The sequence below is a fragment of the Flammeovirga agarivorans genome, from assembly GCF_012641475.1.
Classification (GTDB): Bacteria; Bacteroidota; Bacteroidia; order Cytophagales; family Flammeovirgaceae; genus Flammeovirga; species Flammeovirga agarivorans.
Map to the genome: position 1 here is coordinate 623,296 of NZ_JABAIL010000004.1, position 21,457 is coordinate 644,752.

Annotated in this window: 14 protein-coding genes; 6 read left to right on the plus strand and 8 right to left on the minus strand. The window is 35.7% G+C overall.

Annotation, left to right across the window (positions count from 1 at the left end):
• Positions 1–104 precede the first annotated feature (104 nt).
• From HGP29_RS15455 to HGP29_RS15475, 5 genes are all read left to right on the plus strand, one after another.
• Positions 105–2,636 (plus strand): TonB-dependent receptor, encoded by a 2,532-nt coding sequence (locus HGP29_RS15455; protein WP_168883320.1) that lies wholly within the window; start codon positions 105–107, stop codon positions 2,634–2,636.
• A gap of 20 nt (positions 2,637–2,656) precedes the next feature.
• Positions 2,657–4,081, plus strand: coding sequence for a hypothetical protein (locus HGP29_RS15460; RefSeq protein ID WP_168883321.1), 1,425 nt, complete (start codon positions 2,657–2,659; stop codon positions 4,079–4,081).
• Positions 4,082–4,296: 215 nt separating this feature from the next.
• Positions 4,297–6,864 (plus strand): TonB-dependent receptor, encoded by a 2,568-nt coding sequence (locus HGP29_RS15465; RefSeq protein ID WP_168883322.1) that lies wholly within the window; start codon positions 4,297–4,299, stop codon positions 6,862–6,864.
• 17 nt (positions 6,865–6,881) lie between these two features.
• Positions 6,882–7,997 carry a hypothetical protein gene (locus HGP29_RS15470; protein WP_168883323.1) on the plus strand — a complete coding sequence of 372 codons (1,116 nt, stop codon included), beginning with the start codon at positions 6,882–6,884 and terminating at the stop codon, positions 7,995–7,997.
• A gap of 77 nt (positions 7,998–8,074) precedes the next feature.
• Positions 8,075–9,703, plus strand: coding sequence for a mechanosensitive ion channel family protein (locus HGP29_RS15475; RefSeq protein ID WP_168883324.1), 1,629 nt, complete (start codon positions 8,075–8,077; stop codon positions 9,701–9,703).
• 43 nt (positions 9,704–9,746) lie between these two features.
• Here the strand turns inward: HGP29_RS15475 and scpA are convergent, their stop codons facing one another.
• The 8 genes from scpA to mce form a co-directional block, all read right to left on the minus strand.
• On the minus strand, positions 9,747–11,894 hold the full coding sequence (scpA, locus tag HGP29_RS15480; protein WP_168883325.1) for a methylmalonyl-CoA mutase: 2,148 nt from the start codon (positions 11,892–11,894) through the stop codon (positions 9,747–9,749).
• Positions 11,895–11,926: 32 nt separating this feature from the next.
• A complete protein-coding gene (locus HGP29_RS15485; protein WP_168883326.1) occupies positions 11,927–13,765 on the minus strand; it encodes a methylmalonyl-CoA mutase family protein in 1,839 nt (612 codons plus the stop codon).
• 160 nt (positions 13,766–13,925) lie between these two features.
• The gene (locus tag HGP29_RS15490) at positions 13,926–15,239 is read right to left on the minus strand and encodes an acetyl-CoA hydrolase/transferase family protein (RefSeq protein WP_168883327.1); all 1,314 of its coding nucleotides are present in this window, start codon (positions 15,237–15,239) and stop codon (positions 13,926–13,928) included.
• A 146-nt stretch (positions 15,240–15,385) separates the two neighbouring features.
• Positions 15,386–16,681: a sodium ion-translocating decarboxylase subunit beta gene (locus HGP29_RS15495; RefSeq protein ID WP_168883328.1), complete on the minus strand. Its 1,296-nt coding sequence runs from the start codon at positions 16,679–16,681 to the stop codon at positions 15,386–15,388.
• A 35-nt stretch (positions 16,682–16,716) separates the two neighbouring features.
• Positions 16,717–17,136, minus strand: coding sequence for a biotin/lipoyl-containing protein (locus tag HGP29_RS15500; RefSeq protein ID WP_168883329.1), 420 nt, complete (start codon positions 17,134–17,136; stop codon positions 16,717–16,719).
• Positions 17,137–17,150: 14 nt separating this feature from the next.
• Positions 17,151–17,519 carry an OadG family protein gene (locus HGP29_RS15505; protein ID WP_168883330.1) on the minus strand — a complete coding sequence of 123 codons (369 nt, stop codon included), beginning with the start codon at positions 17,517–17,519 and terminating at the stop codon, positions 17,151–17,153.
• A 13-nt stretch (positions 17,520–17,532) separates the two neighbouring features.
• Positions 17,533–19,095 (minus strand): acyl-CoA carboxylase subunit beta, encoded by a 1,563-nt coding sequence (locus HGP29_RS15510; protein ID WP_168883331.1) that lies wholly within the window; start codon positions 19,093–19,095, stop codon positions 17,533–17,535.
• 335 nt (positions 19,096–19,430) lie between these two features.
• Positions 19,431–19,835: a methylmalonyl-CoA epimerase gene (mce, locus tag HGP29_RS15515; RefSeq protein WP_168883332.1), complete on the minus strand. Its 405-nt coding sequence runs from the start codon at positions 19,833–19,835 to the stop codon at positions 19,431–19,433.
• 384 nt (positions 19,836–20,219) lie between these two features.
• On the opposite strand from mce, the gene meaB reads away from it, so the two are divergent.
• On the plus strand, positions 20,220–21,239 hold the full coding sequence (meaB, locus tag HGP29_RS15520) for a methylmalonyl Co-A mutase-associated GTPase MeaB (RefSeq protein ID WP_168883333.1): 1,020 nt from the start codon (positions 20,220–20,222) through the stop codon (positions 21,237–21,239).
• Positions 21,240–21,457: the final 218 nt, after the last annotated feature.

The following is a 21,457-nucleotide window of genomic DNA, read 5'->3' on the forward strand; positions in this document are numbered from 1 at the left end:
TATTAAGATTAATGTTAACTATTTTAAGATATCGATTGTATGTATACTTTTGTGGCGAACAATTTCAAATTTATTCCATCTAACATTTAACTTTTTTTCTTTTTATGAAAAAGTTTTATTTACTGCTTCTAACAACGTTGATTTCATTTTCAACATTTGCCCAAGAAGTGTCAACCTTGATTAAAGGTATTGTAATTGACAATGACACTAAAGACCCAGTTATCGGTGCTACGGTTGTTATTGACGGAACTAAAACAGGTTCTATTACAAACTTCAATGGAGAGTTCGCTATCAGAACTCAACAACAAGGTCCAAAAAAAGTCATCATCTCATTTGTTGGCTACAAATCAATTGAAAAAGAAGTAAACCTTACTGGTGAAGAAGTTTCATTCGGTGAGTTAAAATTAGCTTCTGATGCAATTGGTCTGAATGAAGTGGAAGTGATTGCTTCTGTAGCAATCGACCGTAAGACTCCGGTTGCAGTTTCTACAATCAACCCTGAGTCTATCGAAACTAAATTAGGTACAAAAGAATTTCCTGAAATATTAAAATCGACTCCTGGTGTATACGCTACTAAACAAGGTGGTGGTTATGGTGACTCAAGAATTAACCTTCGTGGATTCTCTTCTGCTAACATCGCTGTAATGATCAACGGTGTGCCAGTTAACGATATGGAAAACGGTTCTGTATACTGGTCGAACTGGGCTGGTTTATCTGACGTGACTAGATCAATGCAAGTACAAAGAGGTTTAGGTGCTTCTAAAGTAGCTGTTCCTTCTATTGGTGGTACAATCAACATCCTTACTAAAACTACTGATGCTGACAAAGGCGGTAACGTTTACTATGGTATTGGTAATGACGGTAGAGAAAAGATCGGCTTAACATTATCAACTGGTAAAATGGATAATGGATTTGCTGTAACTTTCTCTGGTTCAAGAACAACAGGTCAAGGTTTTGTAGATGCTACATCGTTTGAAGGTTACTCATACTTCTTGAACGTTTCAAAAGAGATCAACAAGAACCACATGCTTTCATTCACTGCATTTGGTGCACCACAAACTCACGGCCAAAGAAATGGTTACAACCAAGGTATCGAAGATTACCAAAAGAATGGTGGTATCAGATATAACCCAGACTGGGGATATTTAGACGGTCAAGAATACAACTTATTCACTAACTTCTACCATAAGCCGCAAATTTCATTGAACCACTACTGGACAATCAATGAAAAGTCTAACTTAAGTACATCTGCTTATGTTTCTATCGGTCAAGGTGGCGGTACTGGTTTCTTAGGTACTTCTAAAGATACTGACGCTTACAGAAGAGCTGATGGTCAAATCGACTTTGAGAAAATCAGAGATGAAAACGTAGCTTTAGCTGAGCAAGGTTTAGGATCAGAAACTATCTTAAGATCATCAAATAACAATCACACATGGGTAGGTGCATTATCTGTTTATGATAATAAACTTACAGATTACTTAACTTTCATGGGTGGTTTAGATGTAAGATACTACTATGGCGAACACTACAGACAAGTTGAAGACTTATTAGGAGGCGAATACTTCTTAAATACATCTAACGTAAACATTCCAAATCAAAAAGCTGTTGTTGGCGACAAAGTAGCTTACCACAATGATGGTGAAGTATACTGGTTAGGTGGTTTTGGACAATTAGAGTACTCTAAAGATAGACTTTCTGCTTTTGTATCTGCAGCTGTATCTCAAACGACTTACGTTCGTTACGACTTCTTTAACTACACTCCTGAGAATCAAAAGTCTGATAACTACAACTTCTTAGGTTACAGTGCAAAAGGTGGTGTAAACTACAACTTAACAGATAACCACAATGTATTCTTCAATACAGGTTATATCTCAAGAGCTCCTTTCTTCCGTTCTGTTTTCCCTAATTACACTAACGATGGAAACAAAGATGCGGAAAATGAAAAAATCTTATCTTTTGAATTAGGCTATGGTTACCGTTCAGCTAAGTTCAATGCTAACGTGAACATCTACCATACTCAATGGAAAGACCGTTCATTTACAAGAACAGTCAACCAAGATTTCACTGCAAACTTATTAGGTGTAAATGCTACTCACCAAGGTATTGAGGTGGATGCGAAGTACAAGGTGAATCACAAATTATCATTCTACGGTATGCTTTCTGTTGGCGACTGGAGATGGGATAATGATTTAAATAATGTACCTATTTACGACCAAAATAATCAAGTTGTTGATTCAGTAAACGTATTTATCAAAGACCTACATGTAGGTAACTCTGCTCAAACAACTGCTGCACTTGGTTTCGATTATGAATTAGTAAAAGGTTTAAAATTAGGTGTTGATTATAACTTCTTCGGAAACAATTATGCTGACTTCGACCCTACTCGTCGTAACGATTCAGAAGACAGAAGCGAAGCATGGAAGATGGAAGATTTCAACGTAGTTGATATCAATATCCGTTACAAATTCCAAATCGGTAAATTAAACTCTACTCTTTATGGCAACGTTGACAACTTATTCGATGTTGAGTACATCACAGATGCTCAAGATGGTGCTGACCACACTGCACAATCTGCTACTAGAGTTTACTACGGTTTAGGTAGAACTTGGAACATGGGTATGAAACTAAACTTCTAATCAAAGCTTAATTAAGAAAAATGAAAAAGTCATTAATATATATTGCAGCAGTAGCCGCAGGTCTATTTTCATGTGATCCTTACAAGGAGTTACATAATGAGACACAAGAAGATTTAAAGCTTCAAAGAGAAAATGATGCAATTCCTTCATCATTAGTTATCTCTGAAGATGATAGAGTTTTCGCTACGATCAATGAAGCTCACACTGATATCCCAGTACAATTATCGGAGACATATAATGCCAATTCTTATACTGATCAAAGAGTAATTGAAGTTGAGTATACATTATTAACTCAGAGCTTAGCTCCAAAAATTTATCTTCAAAACGAGCATTACCAAATTACTGGTAATGAGTATTGCTTAGAAAGTGAAGGATGGTTACCAACTGAAGCAGACGCTGAAGAAGAAATCACTTTAACTTCTGATGATTACACTTTTGCTGGAAACAGATACCCTAACTTCAGTGAGTCAGATTATGACGAAGGAGACTACAAAGGTTATACTTATGACAGCAGATTAGACGCAATGATTAGTGACATCCTTGAGAACCACAGATCATTCGACAGAACAAAAACTGTTGACGTAATTTTCGAAGTATACAAGGCAGGTACAGATACAATTACTTATGCTGCGGATACATTAACTGGTTGTACATACCAATTCTTACCAACAGATAATGTTGAATCTAAAATCACTGAGATTTTAAATACATTAAATGAAGACCAAGCTGTTGCAAGTCAAATTGAAGTAGCTTATAAAGTTGGTGAAATTGGTGACATCTCTAATGAAGTTAATTTCTTCCAGAAAAGTGAAGAAGCTAAATGGGCTGTAATTGCAACAGATGCTCTTGTTCATGAATATGATACTTTACAAGATGCGGATTATACTTCATTTGGTTTAGAATACAATAGCTTCTCAGGAGCTACTGCTTACCAAAATTACTTACCTCAATTCTTAACTCTAAAATTCCCTTACGCTCAAGAAGGCGATAATATTAGAGTAAGTTATGATGCTTATGTAAGTGGATCTACAGACGACTATTTAGCAGAATATACATTCACTGCAGGTATGTGGAACGAAGTAGCACCTTTCGAAGAAAATACTGTAACTGTTGACAAGTTTAAGTACTTACATGCAGAGACTGCTTGGAAAGTATCTTTAGCTGAAGTAATTACTTTAACAACTGCTGATTATGCAGTAACTGGAGATGACAAATATGGTAACTTCGGTTACTATGACAACGTTGAAGGTGAATATCCTGAGGGTACTCCTGTTGAGAATATCATTGATGCAAAAATCAATCATATCTTAACTGAAAACTATCCAGATTTAATGAAGGATGGACAAGAAGTTATCGTAAACTACATGTACTATGACAACGGTACTAATGAAGTTTCTAGAAACTATATTTACTCTGGAGCTACTGAAACTTTTGAAAGAAACTAAGTAGATTTCCAATCAAAAAAAGAGGCCAACAGGATTATTTCTTGTTGGCCTTTTCTTTTTCTAAGAAACTGAGAGGCAATATATTTAAGGCGATACGAAATTTCTTTTAACATAAACTCTATTACTTATATTGTATATAGTTATCAAATCATAACTCAAAAACACAATTCAAAAACAATCTATTCATTATTACAATTCTATACGATAAAGAATTTATGAAAAAGGCAATTTTGCTGCTTCTATGTACATTGCTCTCTCAATTAATGTATGCCCAGGAAGCGACTACAATCATTAAAGGTACTGTAATTGAAAAAGAAATAGATCAACCTGTAATTGGTGCATCTATTATTATTAAGGGTACCACCACAGGGACAACTTCAGACTTTGATGGAAACTTTGCATTAAAATCCAATACTACTGGAACTGCTACGGTGGTAATTTCATTTGTTGGTTTACAATCCATAGAAACGGAAGTGGATTTCAATGGTGCTACTGTTGAAATGGGTGAAATTTACATGGAATCAGATGCTATTGGCCTTGCAGAGGTTGAAGTAGTAGCCTCTGTTGCAGTAGACCGTAAGACACCTGTTGCAGTTTCCACAGTAAAACCAGAAGTACTTGAAGAAAAACTTGGTACTCAAGAGTTTCCTGAAATATTAAAATCTACTCCAGGGGTTTATGCTACAAAATCTGGTGGCGGATTTGGAGACTCAAGAATTAATCTTAGAGGCTTCTCTTCTGAAAATATTGCGGTGATGATTAACGGTGTTCCTGTAAACGACATGGAAAATGGTGCCGTATATTGGTCAAACTGGGCAGGACTTTCAGATGTTACAAGAACAATGCAAGTTCAAAGAGGTTTAGGAGCCTCTAAAGTTGCTGTACCATCTGTAGGTGGTACGATAAATATCTTAACGAGAACTACCGATGCAAAAAAAGGTGGTAGCGTGTATTACGGAATAGGAAACAATAATTATAATAAGATAGCATTTACGGCTTCTACTGGTAAAACCGAAAACGGATGGGCAATCACTGTTTCAGGAGCAAAAACTACTGGTAATGGATTTGTAGATGCAACACAATTTGAAGGTTACTCCTACTTTGCCAACGTTTCAAAAGAAATTAACGCTCAACATCAATTATCATTTACTGTATTTGGAGCACCTCAAGTTCATGGTCAAAGATCAAATAAATTGAACTTATTGGATTATCAAGAATCCGGTAGAGGAATAAAATTCAACGGTGATTGGGGGTATAGAAATGGTGAAGTTTTTAATATTAGAGAGAACTATTACCACAAACCTCAAATGTCATTAAACTGGTATTATAACATCAATGACAAGTTAGACCTTGCTACTGTAGTTTATGCTTCTATTGGTCGAGGTGGTGGATCTCGAGGTGTAGGTGTAGATAAATTCTCTCCTAATTGGAGCTCCCCTTACAGAAGAGACGGTGTTATTGATATTGATAGAATTGTTGATGAAAATGTTGCTCTTGGTCGACAAGGTTCAGAATCTATCATTGTAAATGGTGTAAACAACCACCAATGGTATGGAGGTTTATCTACACTTACAGCAACATTCTCTGATTATATCACCTTTACTGGCGGTCTTGATATCAGATACTATGAAGGCAATCACTACAGGGAAGTAAAAGATTTATTAGGAGGTCAATTCTATATGGACCCTGCCTTAAGTGGTGCTGAAGCTGGAGCTCCTGGCTCATTTGCTAGACCTTCTAAGGTTGGTGATAAAGTAGAATATAACAATGATGGCCTAGTATGGTGGCAAGCTTTATTTGCACAAGCTGAGTATTCTAAAGATGCACTTTCTGCTTTTGTTTCTGCATCAATATCTAACCAATCTTTCCAAAGAATCGATTACTTACAATATCGACCTGAAAACCAAGCCACTGATTGGCAAAGCTTCTTTGGATATAATATAAAAGGTGGTGCTAACTATAACCTAAATGAAAATCACAATGTTTTTGTCAATGCAGGTTATTTTTCAAGACAACCCTTCTTTAATAGTGTTTGGCCTACTTACACAAACGACACAAATACAGGTGTAGTAAATGAAAAAGCACTAAGCTTTGAAGTAGGATATGGCTACAGAAGTAAATTAGTTTCTGGTAATGTTAACCTTTATCATACTACATGGAAAGACAAGTACTATAGAGCATCCGTAAGACCGGACAATTCATCTGAAACTTTCTCGGCAAATATTCCTGGTATCGATGCCTTACACATGGGTGTTGAATTAGACCTTGTTATTCGCCCTACTGATAAGTTGAATATCACAGCGATGTTCTCTTATGGTGATTGGAAATGGAACAGTGATGTATTAGGTGTTCCAATCCTAGATAACACTCAACAAGTAGTTGGTGAAGTTGATATCTATGCTAAAGGCGTTCATGTAGGTGACGCGGCTCAGACTACTGGTGCTATCGGTGTTAGTTATTTAGTTCTTGGTGGTTTAAAAGTTGGTGCAGATTGGAATATAGCAGATAGATTATACGCTAATTTCAATGTTACTCAATTAGATAGCCCTGAGAAAAGTGTTGATTCATGGCAAGTTCCTACTTATAACTTATTCGATTTATTCGCTAGTTATAAATTCCCTATGGGACCATTTGATGCAAGTTTAAATGCTAAAGTCAACAATGTTGGTAATGTAAAATATGTGTCAGATGCATTTGATGGTTCTACTCATGATTACCAAACTGCTCAGGTATTCTATGGAGCAGGTACAACATGGTCGACTTCTTTAAAAGTTCAATTCTAATTTGAAATACTCTGATAATGAAAAATATATATAAAATTGCAGGCGTACTCATAGGCATATTAGGATTGAATTCCTGCGATCCACTGAAAGATATAAATAAAGAACTTGAGAATAGTTCAGCAGTTTCCCCTACAGAAATTGCTTACACTCTTACATCAGATGACTATGGATTATCTTGTTCAGAAGATGTACAAAACTTTGAAAGTTTTTCAGCAAATGTCCCTCCAGATAATGATACGTGTGGTGTAGCACAAATTCTGGATCAAAAATTTGTAGGTGTTGATGGCGATATCTTAAACGCGACTTACAACTTATATGATCCTTTATTCAAAGGCACTTCATTACAATATCAAGCAACTCAGGCGGATTACGATCGCTTTGGTACATTTAGTTCTTTATCTCTAAGTCAATCCATTATCATTGTCGATTCTGTTTGGACAGCAACTTATGGAGAAACAGCTACAAGAACAGATGTTGTCGCTTTAACAGCAAATTACTATGATGGAAGTACAACTCATAGTGACACTCTAATCCAATATATTGCCACAGGAAGTCCTGCTTGGGAACAAGTATATGTACTTACTGCTGATGATTATACTGCAATGGATCAGTCACATAGTAATTTCGGGTCTAAAGATGATGGTCTAGGGCGTATGACTACTTGGATGAATTTGTTCTTCAACCCTTATGCTAATGAAGGTGATGTTCAAGTATTACAATATGAAGTATATAATCGAGACGGAAACGAAGAGTATGTTGTTTACTTTAGCTTTACCAATTCTGCCTGGAGTTATACAGCAGATACCTACCCTGCTACCGATGCTTTTAAATGGAAAGTAGATTTACAGGCTTGGGAGATTGCTCCAGTTTATACTTTTACAAACATAGGCGGAGACACACATGACAAAGAGTATACTTTAACAGAAGCAGACTATAAAACACAAGGGGAAAGTTATCCAAATTTTGATACTAGATATAACTCACAAGAAGATATCGATAGAAAAATTGGAAACATTCTAAATGCTCAAAGTGAGATTGTTATTGAAGATGGTGATATTATAAAAGTGAATTATGCGGTTTACCCAACAGGTACTGCTCCTACTACAGGAAACTATCAGGCAAGTTTACCGTAAACATAATTGACTTTTTACAGTATATATAGAGGCATCGTTGATTTGATGCCTCTTTTTAGTCTAAGATTTTTTCTATTATGGTAAAACCAATCAGTAAACTATTTTTATTATTACTTTCATTTTTCACCATTCAATTGAATGCACAATCTCTTGATTCACTAATCAGTTTCCCTGAGGATCATGAGTTTTATTCATATCATAAAATTGATAGTTTCGAATATTCATTAAGTAGTCCATACCATACTTTTCATACATTGTATGACTTTTTGGATGAAGATAATTTTCATCCTGGAATTGCTGCGAGAGTATTTAATAAAAATATTGGTTCAATAGAAAAACGACAACAGTTAGCAGAAGATTTAAAACTTATTCTAAGTGCCAAAGGTATTTATCCACACAACACTAATGTTTCATTACTTAAGAACTATGTGGATAAAAAGACAAACAAAAGAAGGTTTACTATAACAGATAAATACCCTGACATTTATCTTATTAAATATTCAGATGGAAACTGGTACTTCTCAAGATATACATCCGAAAGGATTCCTTATATATTTAATGAAATCTATCCAGGCATCTCAAGAAAAATTATTGAGTTTGTCTTAAAAATCAAACAAAATAACAATCAACTATTAGGGAAAGATACATGGCAAATCACATCGTTATTTTCATTAATCCTGATGTTAGTAATAGTGGGTTATTTATTGAACTACTTATTAAAGTTTGCCACTCTTAAGATCACTAACCCAGATTATAAAAGCTTTATCCTTGATCGGATCATAAATCATTTTATCAAGCCCGTAAACTATGCTATTCTATTATACATGTTTAATTGGCTATTACCATTATTCTTGATTGATAGTGATTTATCTTATTACCTTTCTACTGTTGTACGAGTATTATTAGGCATCGCTATTTTACTAATACTCTATAGATCTGTTGATATTATTGTGTATCAGATGTATCACAAGACAAAATACAATAGATTAAACTTTAATGAGAACCTATCTCCTATTGTGAAAACCTCGATGAGGATTTTCGCAGTATTAATTGGTATAGGAATTTTCTTTAATATGCTTGGGTATGATATCACCAACTTTATAGCAGGACTTTCATTTGGTGGTATTGTCATCGCTTTTGCTGCTCAAGACACAGTAAAAAACTTTATTGGCTCCATTATGCTTTTTGCCGATCAGCCGTTTAGAGTTGGAGATTATATTGAAATCGATAATTTGAGTGGTGTGGTTGAGGAAATTGGATTCCGTTCTACCAAAGTTAGAACTTTTGAAGATTCAGTAATGGTATTCCCGAATAGTTTATTATCAGATAATAGAGTTGATAATAAAGGAATGCGTAACTCAAGAAGGTTTAGAACCTTGATTTCGATTACTTATAATACTCCGAGGACAAAGATTATTAAGTTTACAAATGAGATTAGAGAGATTATCAAAAATCATCCATTAAGTAAACCTGATGCTTATTATGTACATCTAAATGAGTTTGGGCCAAGTTCGTTAGATCTTCTTTTTCAAATGTACATCTGTACCAATGAGAGGATTATTGAGCTTCAAGCTCGAGAAGAAATTATGTTAGAAATCATTCGCTTATCGGAAGAAATAGGTGTTGAGTTTGCGTTCCCAACTCAAACGGTTTATTTTAATAATGAAGATGAAATAAATAATGATACAGAAAAGGGTATCACTTAAAAAGAGATACCCTTATTATCTATTCAAATTTTAAAATATGTCCTTAGTTTTCCACTTGCTCATCTTCTAACAAGATTTGAAGTACTTTCTTAGCAGAGTAAGGAACTCTTGTACCTGGACCAAAGATCGCAGCTACACCAGAATCATAAAGGAATTGATAATCTTGCTCAGGGATAACTCCCCCTGCAAATACCATAATATCCTCACGTCCTAGACGTTTTAACTCTTCAATTAATTGTGGAATTAAAGTTTTATGACCAGCCGCTAATGAAGATGCACCCACACAGTCTACATCGTTTTCAGCCGCTTGTCTTGCTACCTCTTCTGGAGTTTGGAAAAGTGGACCCATATCTACATCAAAGCCAATATCTGCAAATGATGTTGCAATTACTTTAGCTCCTCTATCATGGCCATCTTGTCCCATTTTCGCAACCATTACTCTAGGACGTTTACCCTCAAGTTTCTCAAATTCATTGGCTAATGCCTTTGCCTCAGCAAATGCTTTATCACCGGCTACTTCATGAGAGTATACCCCTGAAATGTTACGAATTGTAGCTTTATATCTTCCGAAATCTTTTTCCATAGCATCAGAAATTTCACCTAAAGACGCTCTACATTTAGCAGCTTCTACAGCTAACTCTAGTAAGTTACCTTTTCCAGTTGCTGCCGCTTCTTCAATAGCTTTCAATGCAGCATCACATTTTGCTTGGTCTCTATTTGCTCTAAGAGACTTTAATCCAGCAATTTGTCCTTCTCTAACTGCAGTGTTATCTATTTCTAAAACGTCGATTTCTGTCTTTTCGTCTGCGATAAATTTGTTAACACCCACAATTGTATCTTGGCCAGAATCAATTCTAGCTTGTTTTCTTGCAGATGCCTCCTCGATACGCATTTTAGGAATACCTTTTTCAATGGCTTTTGCAATACCACCATGCTCTTCTACTTCTTCGATAAGTTTCCAAGCTTTATGTGCAATTTCATGTGTTAAATATTCCACATAATGAGATCCAGCCCAAGGGTCAATTACCTTACACACATTTGTTTCATCTTGGATGTATAACTGAGTGTTACGAGCAATTCTTGCAGAGAAGTCCGTTGGTAATGCAATGGCCTCATCCAATGCGTTGGTATGCAATGATTGAGTATGACCTAATGCTGCTCCCATTGCTTCAATGGCTGTTCTAGCTACGTTGTTAAAAGGATCCTGTTCCGACAATGACCAACCTGAAGTTTGAGAGTGCGTTCTCAAGGCCATTGATTTAGGGTTTTTAGGTTTGAATTGTTTTACAATTTTAGCCCATAACATTCTACCTGCTCTCATTTTTGCAATCTCCATGAAATGGTTCATACCAATTGCCCAGAAGAAGGATAAACGTGGAGCAAAATCATCAATATCTAAACCTGCTGCAATACCCGCTCTGATGTACTCTAAACCATCTGCTAATGTATAAGCCAATTCAATATCAGCTGTTGCCCCTGCTTCTTGCATGTGGTAACCTGAGATAGAAATGGAGTTATACTTCGGCATATTCTTAGAAGTATAAGAGAAAATATCTGAGATAATTCTCATTGAAGGTTTTGGTGGATAGATATACGTATTACGCACCATAAATTCCTTCAAGATATCGTTCTGGATTGTACCACTTAGCTTTTCTTTTGATACTCCTGACTCTTCAGCAGCAACAATATAGAAGGCCAATACTGGAATTACTGCACCATTCATTGTCATTGATACTGACATTTTATCTAATGGAATATCATTAAATAAAACTTTCATATCCTCTACTGAATCGATGGCTACACCAGCTTTACCCACATCACCAACTACTCTAGGGTGATCAGAATCATACCCTCTGTGAGTCGCTAAGTCGAATGCTACTGATAAACCTTTTTGACCCGCAGCTAAATTTCTCTTATAAAATGCGTTTGATTCTTCTGCTGTTGAGAAACCTGCGTACTGACGGATCGTCCAAGGACGCAAAGCATACATTGCTGAATATGGTCCTCTTAAAAATGGAGGAAGACCTGCTGCGAAATTTAAATGTTCTGCCGAACTATAATCTGCTTCCTCAAATCCTTTTTTTACCGGAATACCTTCTGCGGTTTTCCAAGCATCACTCTCTTTTACCAAGTTTTCAGGTGAAGTGAGTTTAATATTTTTAATATCGAGTTTTGAAAAATCTGGTTTCATTTTTCGTCAATTTAAGTGGTAGTGGTTGCTGATTAGTTAATCTCTAAATCAGCTTGGAACTGTGCTAAGCTTTGAATGGCATTTGTTTTTACATGAACAAAACCATCAACGCCAGCAGCAAGGAATTCTGCTTCTTTGTCACCTGGGTGACCAGCAAGAATTAGTTTTTTCCCTTTTGCTTCTGATGCTTTAAAAGCTTTAGCGAAACCTTCAACATGCTCTGCATATTCAGGATCTGAAGAACACATCACTATAATGTCTGCATCATTCTCAATTGCTCCTTTTACAGCTTCTTCAGCTGAAGCATAGAATTGTTCTGATGAAACAAAACCTGCAGTACCAAAGAAATCCATTGCGAATGTTGATCTTGCTTTTCTCATAGCAAGATTACCAAATAGTGCATTGAATACTTTAGGACGTTCCCCACCATCTTTGACGTAACGTTCTGTTTTCAAACGCAGACTTTCAAATTGAAGTGTTGCTCTCTGACCATGTAGTAATTCTACTTTTGCCTCATGATCGTGTTGAAGTTTTACATCTTCTGGATTCACCATTTCCTCTTGATTTGGATAACGGTTAGTACCAACATAAACACTTCTTCTTTGAGCAATTAATTTCTCTTTCTTATCGCGAGTCTCTCTTATTAATCCTTGGATTGTTCCATTTTCAAAACAAGCTAAGAATCCATTTTCAGACTCAATAGTTTGGAATAACATTAATGCTGCATCCAATAACTTTTCTGTAAGAGAATCTAAATAATAAGACCCCGATGCAGGATCTGCCACTTTACCCAAATAAGCTTCTTCTCTCATGATGTGAGAGATGTTAAGTGCAACTCTTTGAGATTGTGTTGTTGGCTTTTCATATGAAGCATTGTGTGCTTCAATATTAATTGCATTCACACCACCAAGTACAGCAGACATTGCTTCTGTTGTATTACGAAGCATGTTTACGTTTGGATCATAAAGTGATTTAGACCAAAGTGATGAGTTCGCTAGTATTTCAATTGACTTTTCATCAAAATCAGGATTATATAATTTAGCTACTTCAACAACTAATAATCTAAAGGCTCTGAATTTTGCAATCTCATGGAAATAATCTCCAGCCACTGCAGCTTGGAAGATGATATTCTGTAATACTTCTTCTGGTGAGATATCAAACTTCTGAAGTTGATCAATATACTCTACCATTGTATTCAATGTGAACGCCAGCTCTTGTGTATGGTTTGCACCAGAATTAACAAAAGCGGTAGAGTTAATACTTAAAACTCTAAAGTCAGGCATTTCACTAGTATAAGAAATCAAGCGAGAAATTCTTTCGATACCGTCTTCATCCAAAATACCAGTAGTAGAATAAGTTGAGATTGGATCAAAATTGACAAAACCTCTTACCTTATCAAGAGAAACACCATGGATATGTAAATACCCAACATAATCTCTTACAAGTGTTCTTGGGTGAGCTACATTTTCGAAACCAATTCCTACCATTTCGATACTGATACCTTTTAAAGCTAATTCAATATCAAAATCTTTTACATGATCTACATTAAAGATTAGTCCTTCAACTCCTCTTTCTAGTAAGAACAACGCATTTTTATTGATTTCTTCATTGGTGTCTCCTACTACTTTCTGGAAACTCTTCCAATCAAGTCCCTCTTTCTCTGAAGAAGGTAATATATCTTTTAATTGATCTAATACATCTAATTTTTCAGCCCTGTCTTCATGATCGAAGTAAGGCTGTATTTTCATCCCGTTTTCTGTGTTCCAAACGAGTTTTCTATCGAAGTCGGCCCCTTTTAAATCAGTAACTACTTTTTCTTTCCAAGCTTCTTTACTGATTGGCTCGAAGTCTGAAAATAACTTATCAGCCATAATTTATGTTGTTTGTGTGGTTTTGTGTGTGATACAATAATAAAACAAAAACCGGAACAAATTGAGTTGATTATAACCAAGAGAAAGAAAAATCATGTAATTTTTACACTTATACTCTCTTGGTTATATAACAAATTGATATTTAATTAGGTTTAAACCACTAAACCAATTCCGGTACTACAGCTGAAAAAGATTGGTAACTTCTACCAAAACGTTCTCTAGCTTGACGATCCAGGTCTTCTCTATGATCTGGATGAGCAATTGCGATTAATGCTTTTGCTCTTTGTGCTAAGTTTTTACCAAATAGATCAGCAATACCATGTTCAGTAACTACAAAGCGAGCATGAGCTCTTGTTGTCACTACACCAGCCCCCGGCTGTAAGATTGCTGAAATTTTAGAGTGTCCTTTTGCTGTCACAGAAGGTAAAGCAGTAATTGGCTTACCTCCTTCAGATAAGGCTGCACCTCTCATAAAGTCCATCTGACCACCAACTCCTGAATACATTCTAGTACCAATTGAATCCGCACAGATTTGTCCTGTTAGATCTACCTCAATTGCAGAGTTAATTGCTGTTACTTTAGGATTTTGACGTATCACAGCTGTATCATTTACAAATGCGATATCCATCATTTCAACCTCTGGGTTATCATCCATAAAGTCATATAACTTTTTAGTACCCATTGCAAAACCTGATACAATTTTGTGAGGTAAGATCTTTTTGTTTGATCCATTTACAATACCTTTTTCACATAAGTCAATTAATCCTTCAGAGAACATCTCTGTATGTACTCCAAGGTTTTTGTGATTATGTAAGTAGGTTAGTACTGCATTTGGAATACCACCTATACCCATTTGTAGTGTAGCACCATCTTCAACAAGTGAAGCTACATGTGCACCAATCTGTCTTTCGATTTCAGTTGGCTCACCAAATTTCATTTCATAAATTGGCTCATCTACTTCTACAATAGCATCGAAGCTATCGATATGTAGAATACCATCGCCCATACAACGAGGCATTTGTTTGTTGACTTGAGCAATAATAGTTTTGCCCTTTTCAACAGCTGCTACCATAATATCTACAGATACACCTAAAGAAACATAACCATGTTTATCTGGTGTAGAAACATTTACTAGAACTACATCTAATGGTAAAATGTCTCTTCTAAATAAATTAGGGATATCTGAAAGGAAAACTGGTACGTAAGAAGCATTTCCAGACCAAATTTCTTTACGAACATTACCTCCAATAAAGAAGTTATTCGATTTAAAACTTTCTGCATATTCTTCTTTAGCATAATCAGCGTAACCTTCAGTATGGATATGACAAACTTCAACATCACGAAGTTCGGATGCTCTCGCTGTCATGGCCATTACTAATGCTTGAGGAGTCCCAGCTCCACCTTGAACGCATACTCTATCACCTGATTTAATTAGTTTTACTGCTTCCGCTGCTGATACAAATTGTTTTGTCATGGTAAATAAGTGGTTAAGGTAGAATGATGAAGTTTAAATAATAACAACACCATTCATCTCTATATTTTAAAAAATGTATTTCGTAATAATTCAGTTAGAAATGGTGAATTGTGTTTGCTATACAATCCACCATTGACAAATTCAGATTACATGTTGGAGAAGTAAGAAAGGAAGCTCATCAAGATACCTGCTGCAACTGCTGAACCAATAACACCAGATACGTTTGGTGCCATAGCATGCATGAGTAAGTGATTTGATGGATCTGCTTTTAAACCTTCTTGTTGTACAACTCTTGCTGAATCTGGCACTGCAGATACACCTGCCGCACCAATTAGTGGGTTGATTTTATTATCTCCTTTCAAGAAAACGTTCATGATTTTGGCAAAGGCCAAACCTGATACTGTAGCAATTGCAAAAGATACAGCACCTAAAACGAAGATTTTCATACTATTCACAGTGATAAATTCACTGGCTTGTGTCGATGCTCCAACGGTTACACCTAATAAGATCGTTACAATATCTACCATAGATGTTCTTGCAGTATTCGCCAAGCGTTCTGTATGTCCAGATTCCTTTAGTAGGTTACCGAAGAATAACATTCCTAAAAGTGGTAATGCACTTGGTGAAATGAATGTCGTCAAGATCAATCCAATAATCGGGAATAAAATCTTCTCCGTTTTTGTCACTGTTCTTGGAGGTTTCATACGGATTTTACGTTCCGCAGAAGTTGTCATCAATCTCATTAATGGAGGTTGAATTACTGGAACCAAAGCCATGTAAGAATATGCTGCAATAGCGATTGCTCCTAATAGATGTGGAGCTTCTTTAGAAGATAAGAAGATCGCTGTTGGACCATCAGCACCACCAATAATACCGATAGAAGCTGCTTCGTTTAAATCAAAACCTAAAGTGATCGCTCCAATGAAAGTAAGGAACACACCTACTTGAGCAGCAGCACCTAACAACATTAATTTAGGATTGGCAATTAGTGATGTAAAATCAGTCATTGCTCCTATTCCTAAGAAAATTAAAGGAGGATAAATACCTTTTTGAACACCAAAATACAGGTAGTTTAATACTGAGCCTTCCTCATAGATACCAATCTGGTTTCCTGCAACAAATGGAATGTTACCAATGATGACACCAACACCAATTGGGATAAGCAGTAACGGTTCATAATCAAATTTAATTGCCAGGAAAATAAAGAATAACCCGACAGAAATCATGATTAGGTTAGGGATTGTCACATTAGCAAAACCTGTCATAGACATAAAGTTTGACAAGCCTTCTAAGGCCATATGACCAAACCCATTCGAAGAATTTAATACCACTTCTTTGGTAATTTCTCCTATCGATTCAGTAGATACAACTCCAGCTGTTGCTGTAGCCCAAGCTACTAGAATTGCTGCAATTGATCCAAATACTATAAATACTCGTTTCATAATGTCTTTTTTTAAATTTTAAATCATTAGAAACGTTAGGCCATTTCTACAAGAACTTCACCCTGCAATACTGACTGACCTTCTTGTACTTTGATTACACCGATAGTTCCATCTGTTTCTGACAATACATTGTTTTCCATTTTCATGGCTTCCATTGTCATCAATAAATCTCCTTGTTTTACAGTATCTCCCTCTTTGACATTCAAAGACACAACAGTTCCTGGTAATGGGGCAACGATATTCGACTTCTTTGCTGATCTGGTAATTGCTTTTGGTGCAGCTGTTCTTGGAGCAGAAGATCTCACCAATTGAGGAGTCTTAGATGACTTCACTTCTTTCTCCATTTGAACAGTATACGGTGTACCATTTACTTCTAATTCAATGGCTTGACCTTCAACGTTAGTAATATGAACGGCATAGTTATTACCGTTCACTTTAAATTTATATTTTTTCATTTTCGTAATACTAATTATCGATTAAGCTGACTGCCATGAACGGCATAAATTTTCGAACTCCAAGGAGAATACGCTTTCTTTACTTTTTGGATAGTAAGTATCGTATTTTCTTCATCATGATCTTCTTCTCCTAGGTACTTATAAAGTGCCGCTGCAATAGCAGCATTTACCTCACCTGTAGCAATTTTTTCCCTCTCCTTTTGGAGTCTTTTCTCTTCGGGATCTTTTACTTTAGGCTTCGCTTCAATTAACCTCAGAATAAAAGGTAATACGTAACTAAAGACGATAAAAAGGGCGGCTAATGTTAAGAACACTAATGCGACTCCGACTAAAGAAACAACTAACCCTTCTGACAATTCGATTTCTAATGGTGTGTATTCCATAGTTTTACCTTTATTATAGTGGAATATTAGAGTGTTTCTTCGCTGGATTCACCTCTTTCTTCGTCGCTAATACTTCTAAACCTCTACAGATTCTGAAACGAGTATTACGTGGTTCAATTACATCATCAATAAAACCGTATTTAGCTGCTTGATATGGATTTGCGAATTTCTCGATATATTCATCCTCTTTTTCATGGATAAACTTCTCTCTTTCAGACTCGTCGTCGATCTTTCTAATTTTACGACCTTCAAGTACCTCTACAGCACCTTTTGCACCCATTACTGCAATTTCAGCAGTTGGCCAAGCATAGTTAAGATCACCTCTTAATTGCTTGCTACTCATAACATCATGAGCACCACCGTATGACTTTCTTAATGTAATAGTGATTTTTGGAACAGTAGCTTCGCCATATGCAAATAATAGTTTCGCACCATGTAAGATGATACCACCATACTCTTGACCTGAACCAGGTAAGAATCCAGGAACATCTACTAATGTTACGATAGGAATATTAAATGCATCACAGAAGCGAACAAATCTTGCTGATTTTTTAGAAGCCTCAATATCAAGTACACCTGCCAAGAAACTTGGGTTATTGGCTACAATACCTACTGGGCGACCATTGAATCTAGCAAAACCTGTGATTATATTTTTAGCATATGCTCTGTGAGTTTCTAAGAACTCATTGTTATCCGCAATATGGTGGATAACGTCATGCATATCGTATGGTTTATTTGGATCGTCAGGAATGATCTCATTTAGAGCATCTTCAATTCTATCATGAGGATCTTTACAAGGAATAATTGGAGGATCTTCAAGGTTATTTGATGGTAGGTAACTGATTAACTTGCGAATTAACATTAAAGTCTCTTCATCGTTTTCAGTCATCATATGAGCTACACCAGACTTAGAGGCATGCATATTTGCACCACCAAGATCTTCTGTAGTAATCACCTCACCTGTTACAGACTTAACCACCTTAGGACCAGTAACAAACATATATGATGTTTGATCTGTCATTAAAATAAAGTCTGTCAAAGCAGGAGAATAAACGGCACCACCAGCACAAGGACCTAAGATTGCAGAAATTTGAGGAACAACACCCGAAGCCATAATGTTACGTTGGAAAATCTCAGCATAACCTGCCAATGATCTTACACCTTCTTGAATACGAGCACCACCCGAGTCATTTAAACCAATTACAGGAGCACCTACTTTCATTGCCTGATCCATAACTTTACAGATCTTCTGAGCAAATGTTTCAGAAAGTGAACCTCCAAATACAGTAAAATCTTGAGCAAATACATAAACAACACGGCCATCGATTGTACCATGACCAGTAACTACACCATCTGATAAGTATTGTTGTTTATCCAAACCGAAGCTTTTTGTACGGTGTGTAACGAACATATCATACTCCTCAAAACTACCTTCATCAAGTAATAAATCTATCCTTTCTCTTGCGGTTAATTTACCTTGATCATGTTGTTTCTCAATACGCTTTTCACCACCACCTAATCTGGCTTGTGTGCGTTTCTCTACAAGTTCTTTGATCTTGTCTTTGTTAGTACCCATAAATATTTACCCTGAGGGCATTTGTCAACACTAAGTGGCTCTCCACTCAACATTAATTATTAAATGTCAAAATTCAATTCAGTTGGCTCTTCAAATAACTTTCAAATATTGATAGGGTTATTTCCTATATGATATTCAAAAACATGACTCAAGAAATGAGTTCATATTATTCTTTTAGTTATTCTATGTAAGTGTGTCGTTATTTAATTACAGTGTGTTATTTGAAGAAATTGAGGTTGCTGGTAGTTGTCGTAACAACAACCTCAATAGATAATTTTGATAGCTGCTGGAAGTTGTAATTATTAGTCAGGTTAAGGCTGCTTAGTAATCTGAGATTACTTTTTCTCACATAGCTCTGTCAAAACTCCGTGAGTCGATTTAGGATGCAAGAAAGCGATGTCTAATCCTTCTGCTCCTTTTCTTGGTGTCTTATCTAATAGACGAACACCTTTTTCTTCAGCATCTTTAAGATTACCTTCGATGTCTTTTACTGCAAATGCTAAGTGGTGCATACCAGGACCTTTTTTGGCAACAAATTTCCCAATAGGACCATCTTCAGCAGTTGATTCTAATAACTCGATTTTTGTATCTCCAACTTGGAAGAAGGCTGTTTTTACTTTTTGTTCTGCTACTTCTTCAATAGCATAACATTTTAGTCCTAATACCTCTTCGTAGTATTTAATTGACTCTTCTAAATTTTCTACTGCAACGCCGATATGCTCGATGTGTGTAATATTCATTTCTTTATTTTTTTAGTTAGTGAACAATATAGTCCGCGATATACCCTGCTTTAATCTTGTATTGTAAAATTGACACATGAATGCTTGATGCAAGATAACTTTTGTCATCAAATTGATAATTTATTATCACTCATTTCTATTTATTTGCTTTTATTTATCAACACATAAATTTATAACTAACTGATATACTTACTTTTAAATATAAGACAAAAGTCATTTTTTTCGTTTTTTTGTAAATAAATTTATATCTAAAAAAATCCCTTTTTACACTTCAATTTGAAAAAAAGAATTGATTTAAATGGGAAATCATGAAATTTGTCTACTTTTACAGAAGATAGCCCGCGATAAATAACCAAGCTACAATTCATAAAAATCATATAAATCATGGGGTATAAAAGAAGAAAAAGGCTATCCGCAGAAGAATATGCTAACGGCATAATTGAAGGTGATAGAATAATACTCAGCAGAGCCATTACAATCATAGAAAGTAAATTAAATGAAGACATATTACTAGCTGAACAGATATTAGAGAAGATACTCCCTTATACTGGTAATAGTTTACGCGTAGGTATCACAGGTGTACCTGGTGTTGGTAAAAGTACTTTCATAGAATCTTTCGGAAAATATATTACATCTAGAGAATTAAAATTAGCAGTTCTAACCATTGACCCTAGTTCACAAATTTCAGGAGGAAGTATTCTAGGAGACAAAACGAGAATGGAAGAACTTTCTAATGACCCTTTAGCGTATGTTCGTCCATCTGCTGCAGGTTCTGCTCTTGGTGGTGTAAACCATAAAACTAGAGAAACCATGTTGCTATGTGAAGCCGCAGGTTTTGATGTTATTTTAATAGAAACTGTAGGTGTTGGTCAATCAGAAACCACTGTAAAAGGGATGGTTGACTTCTTCTTATTACTCATGTTAGCAGGTGCAGGCGATGAATTACAAGGCATAAAGAGAGGAATAATGGAAATGGCCGATGCTATTGCAATCACCAAATGTGATGGTGATAATATCCGAAAAGGCCAACTTGCTAGGGCTGAATATCAGAATGCATTACACCTCTTCCCTCCTTCAGAAACAGGGTGGTCGCCTAAAGTTATGACCTGTTCGTCTTTAGAAAATAGTGGGTTGGACCAAATCCTAGAAAATATCTTGGAGTTTGAAAAGAAAATGAAAGATAAAGGATATTTCCAATCAAAAAGACAAGAACAAAATCTACATTGGATGCATGAAACAATAGAAAGTTACCTCAAGAGGGCTTTTTATTCTGATGAAGATATCACAAAAGAATTACCTAGTCTAGAAAATGGAGTCATTCAAAATAAAGTCCCTGCTATTGCTGGAGCAAGGAAATTGATTGAATTATTTAATAAAAAAAGGAACTTCCATTTCGAAGATTAAACTATAAAACCTCAGTTTATCAATTTTCCATTGACCAACTGAGGTTTTTGTTTCCACTCTAAATCTTGGTATATAATCGATATACCTTAAAATACTTTTAACTTATTAATTATAATTTCGACTAATTCTTAAATCCCAAATAGAAGAAAAAACAGACTAATGCTACTGCTCCAAAAGCAAAAATAAATGTGTACATAACCTTTGTAATTTAGTTGAAA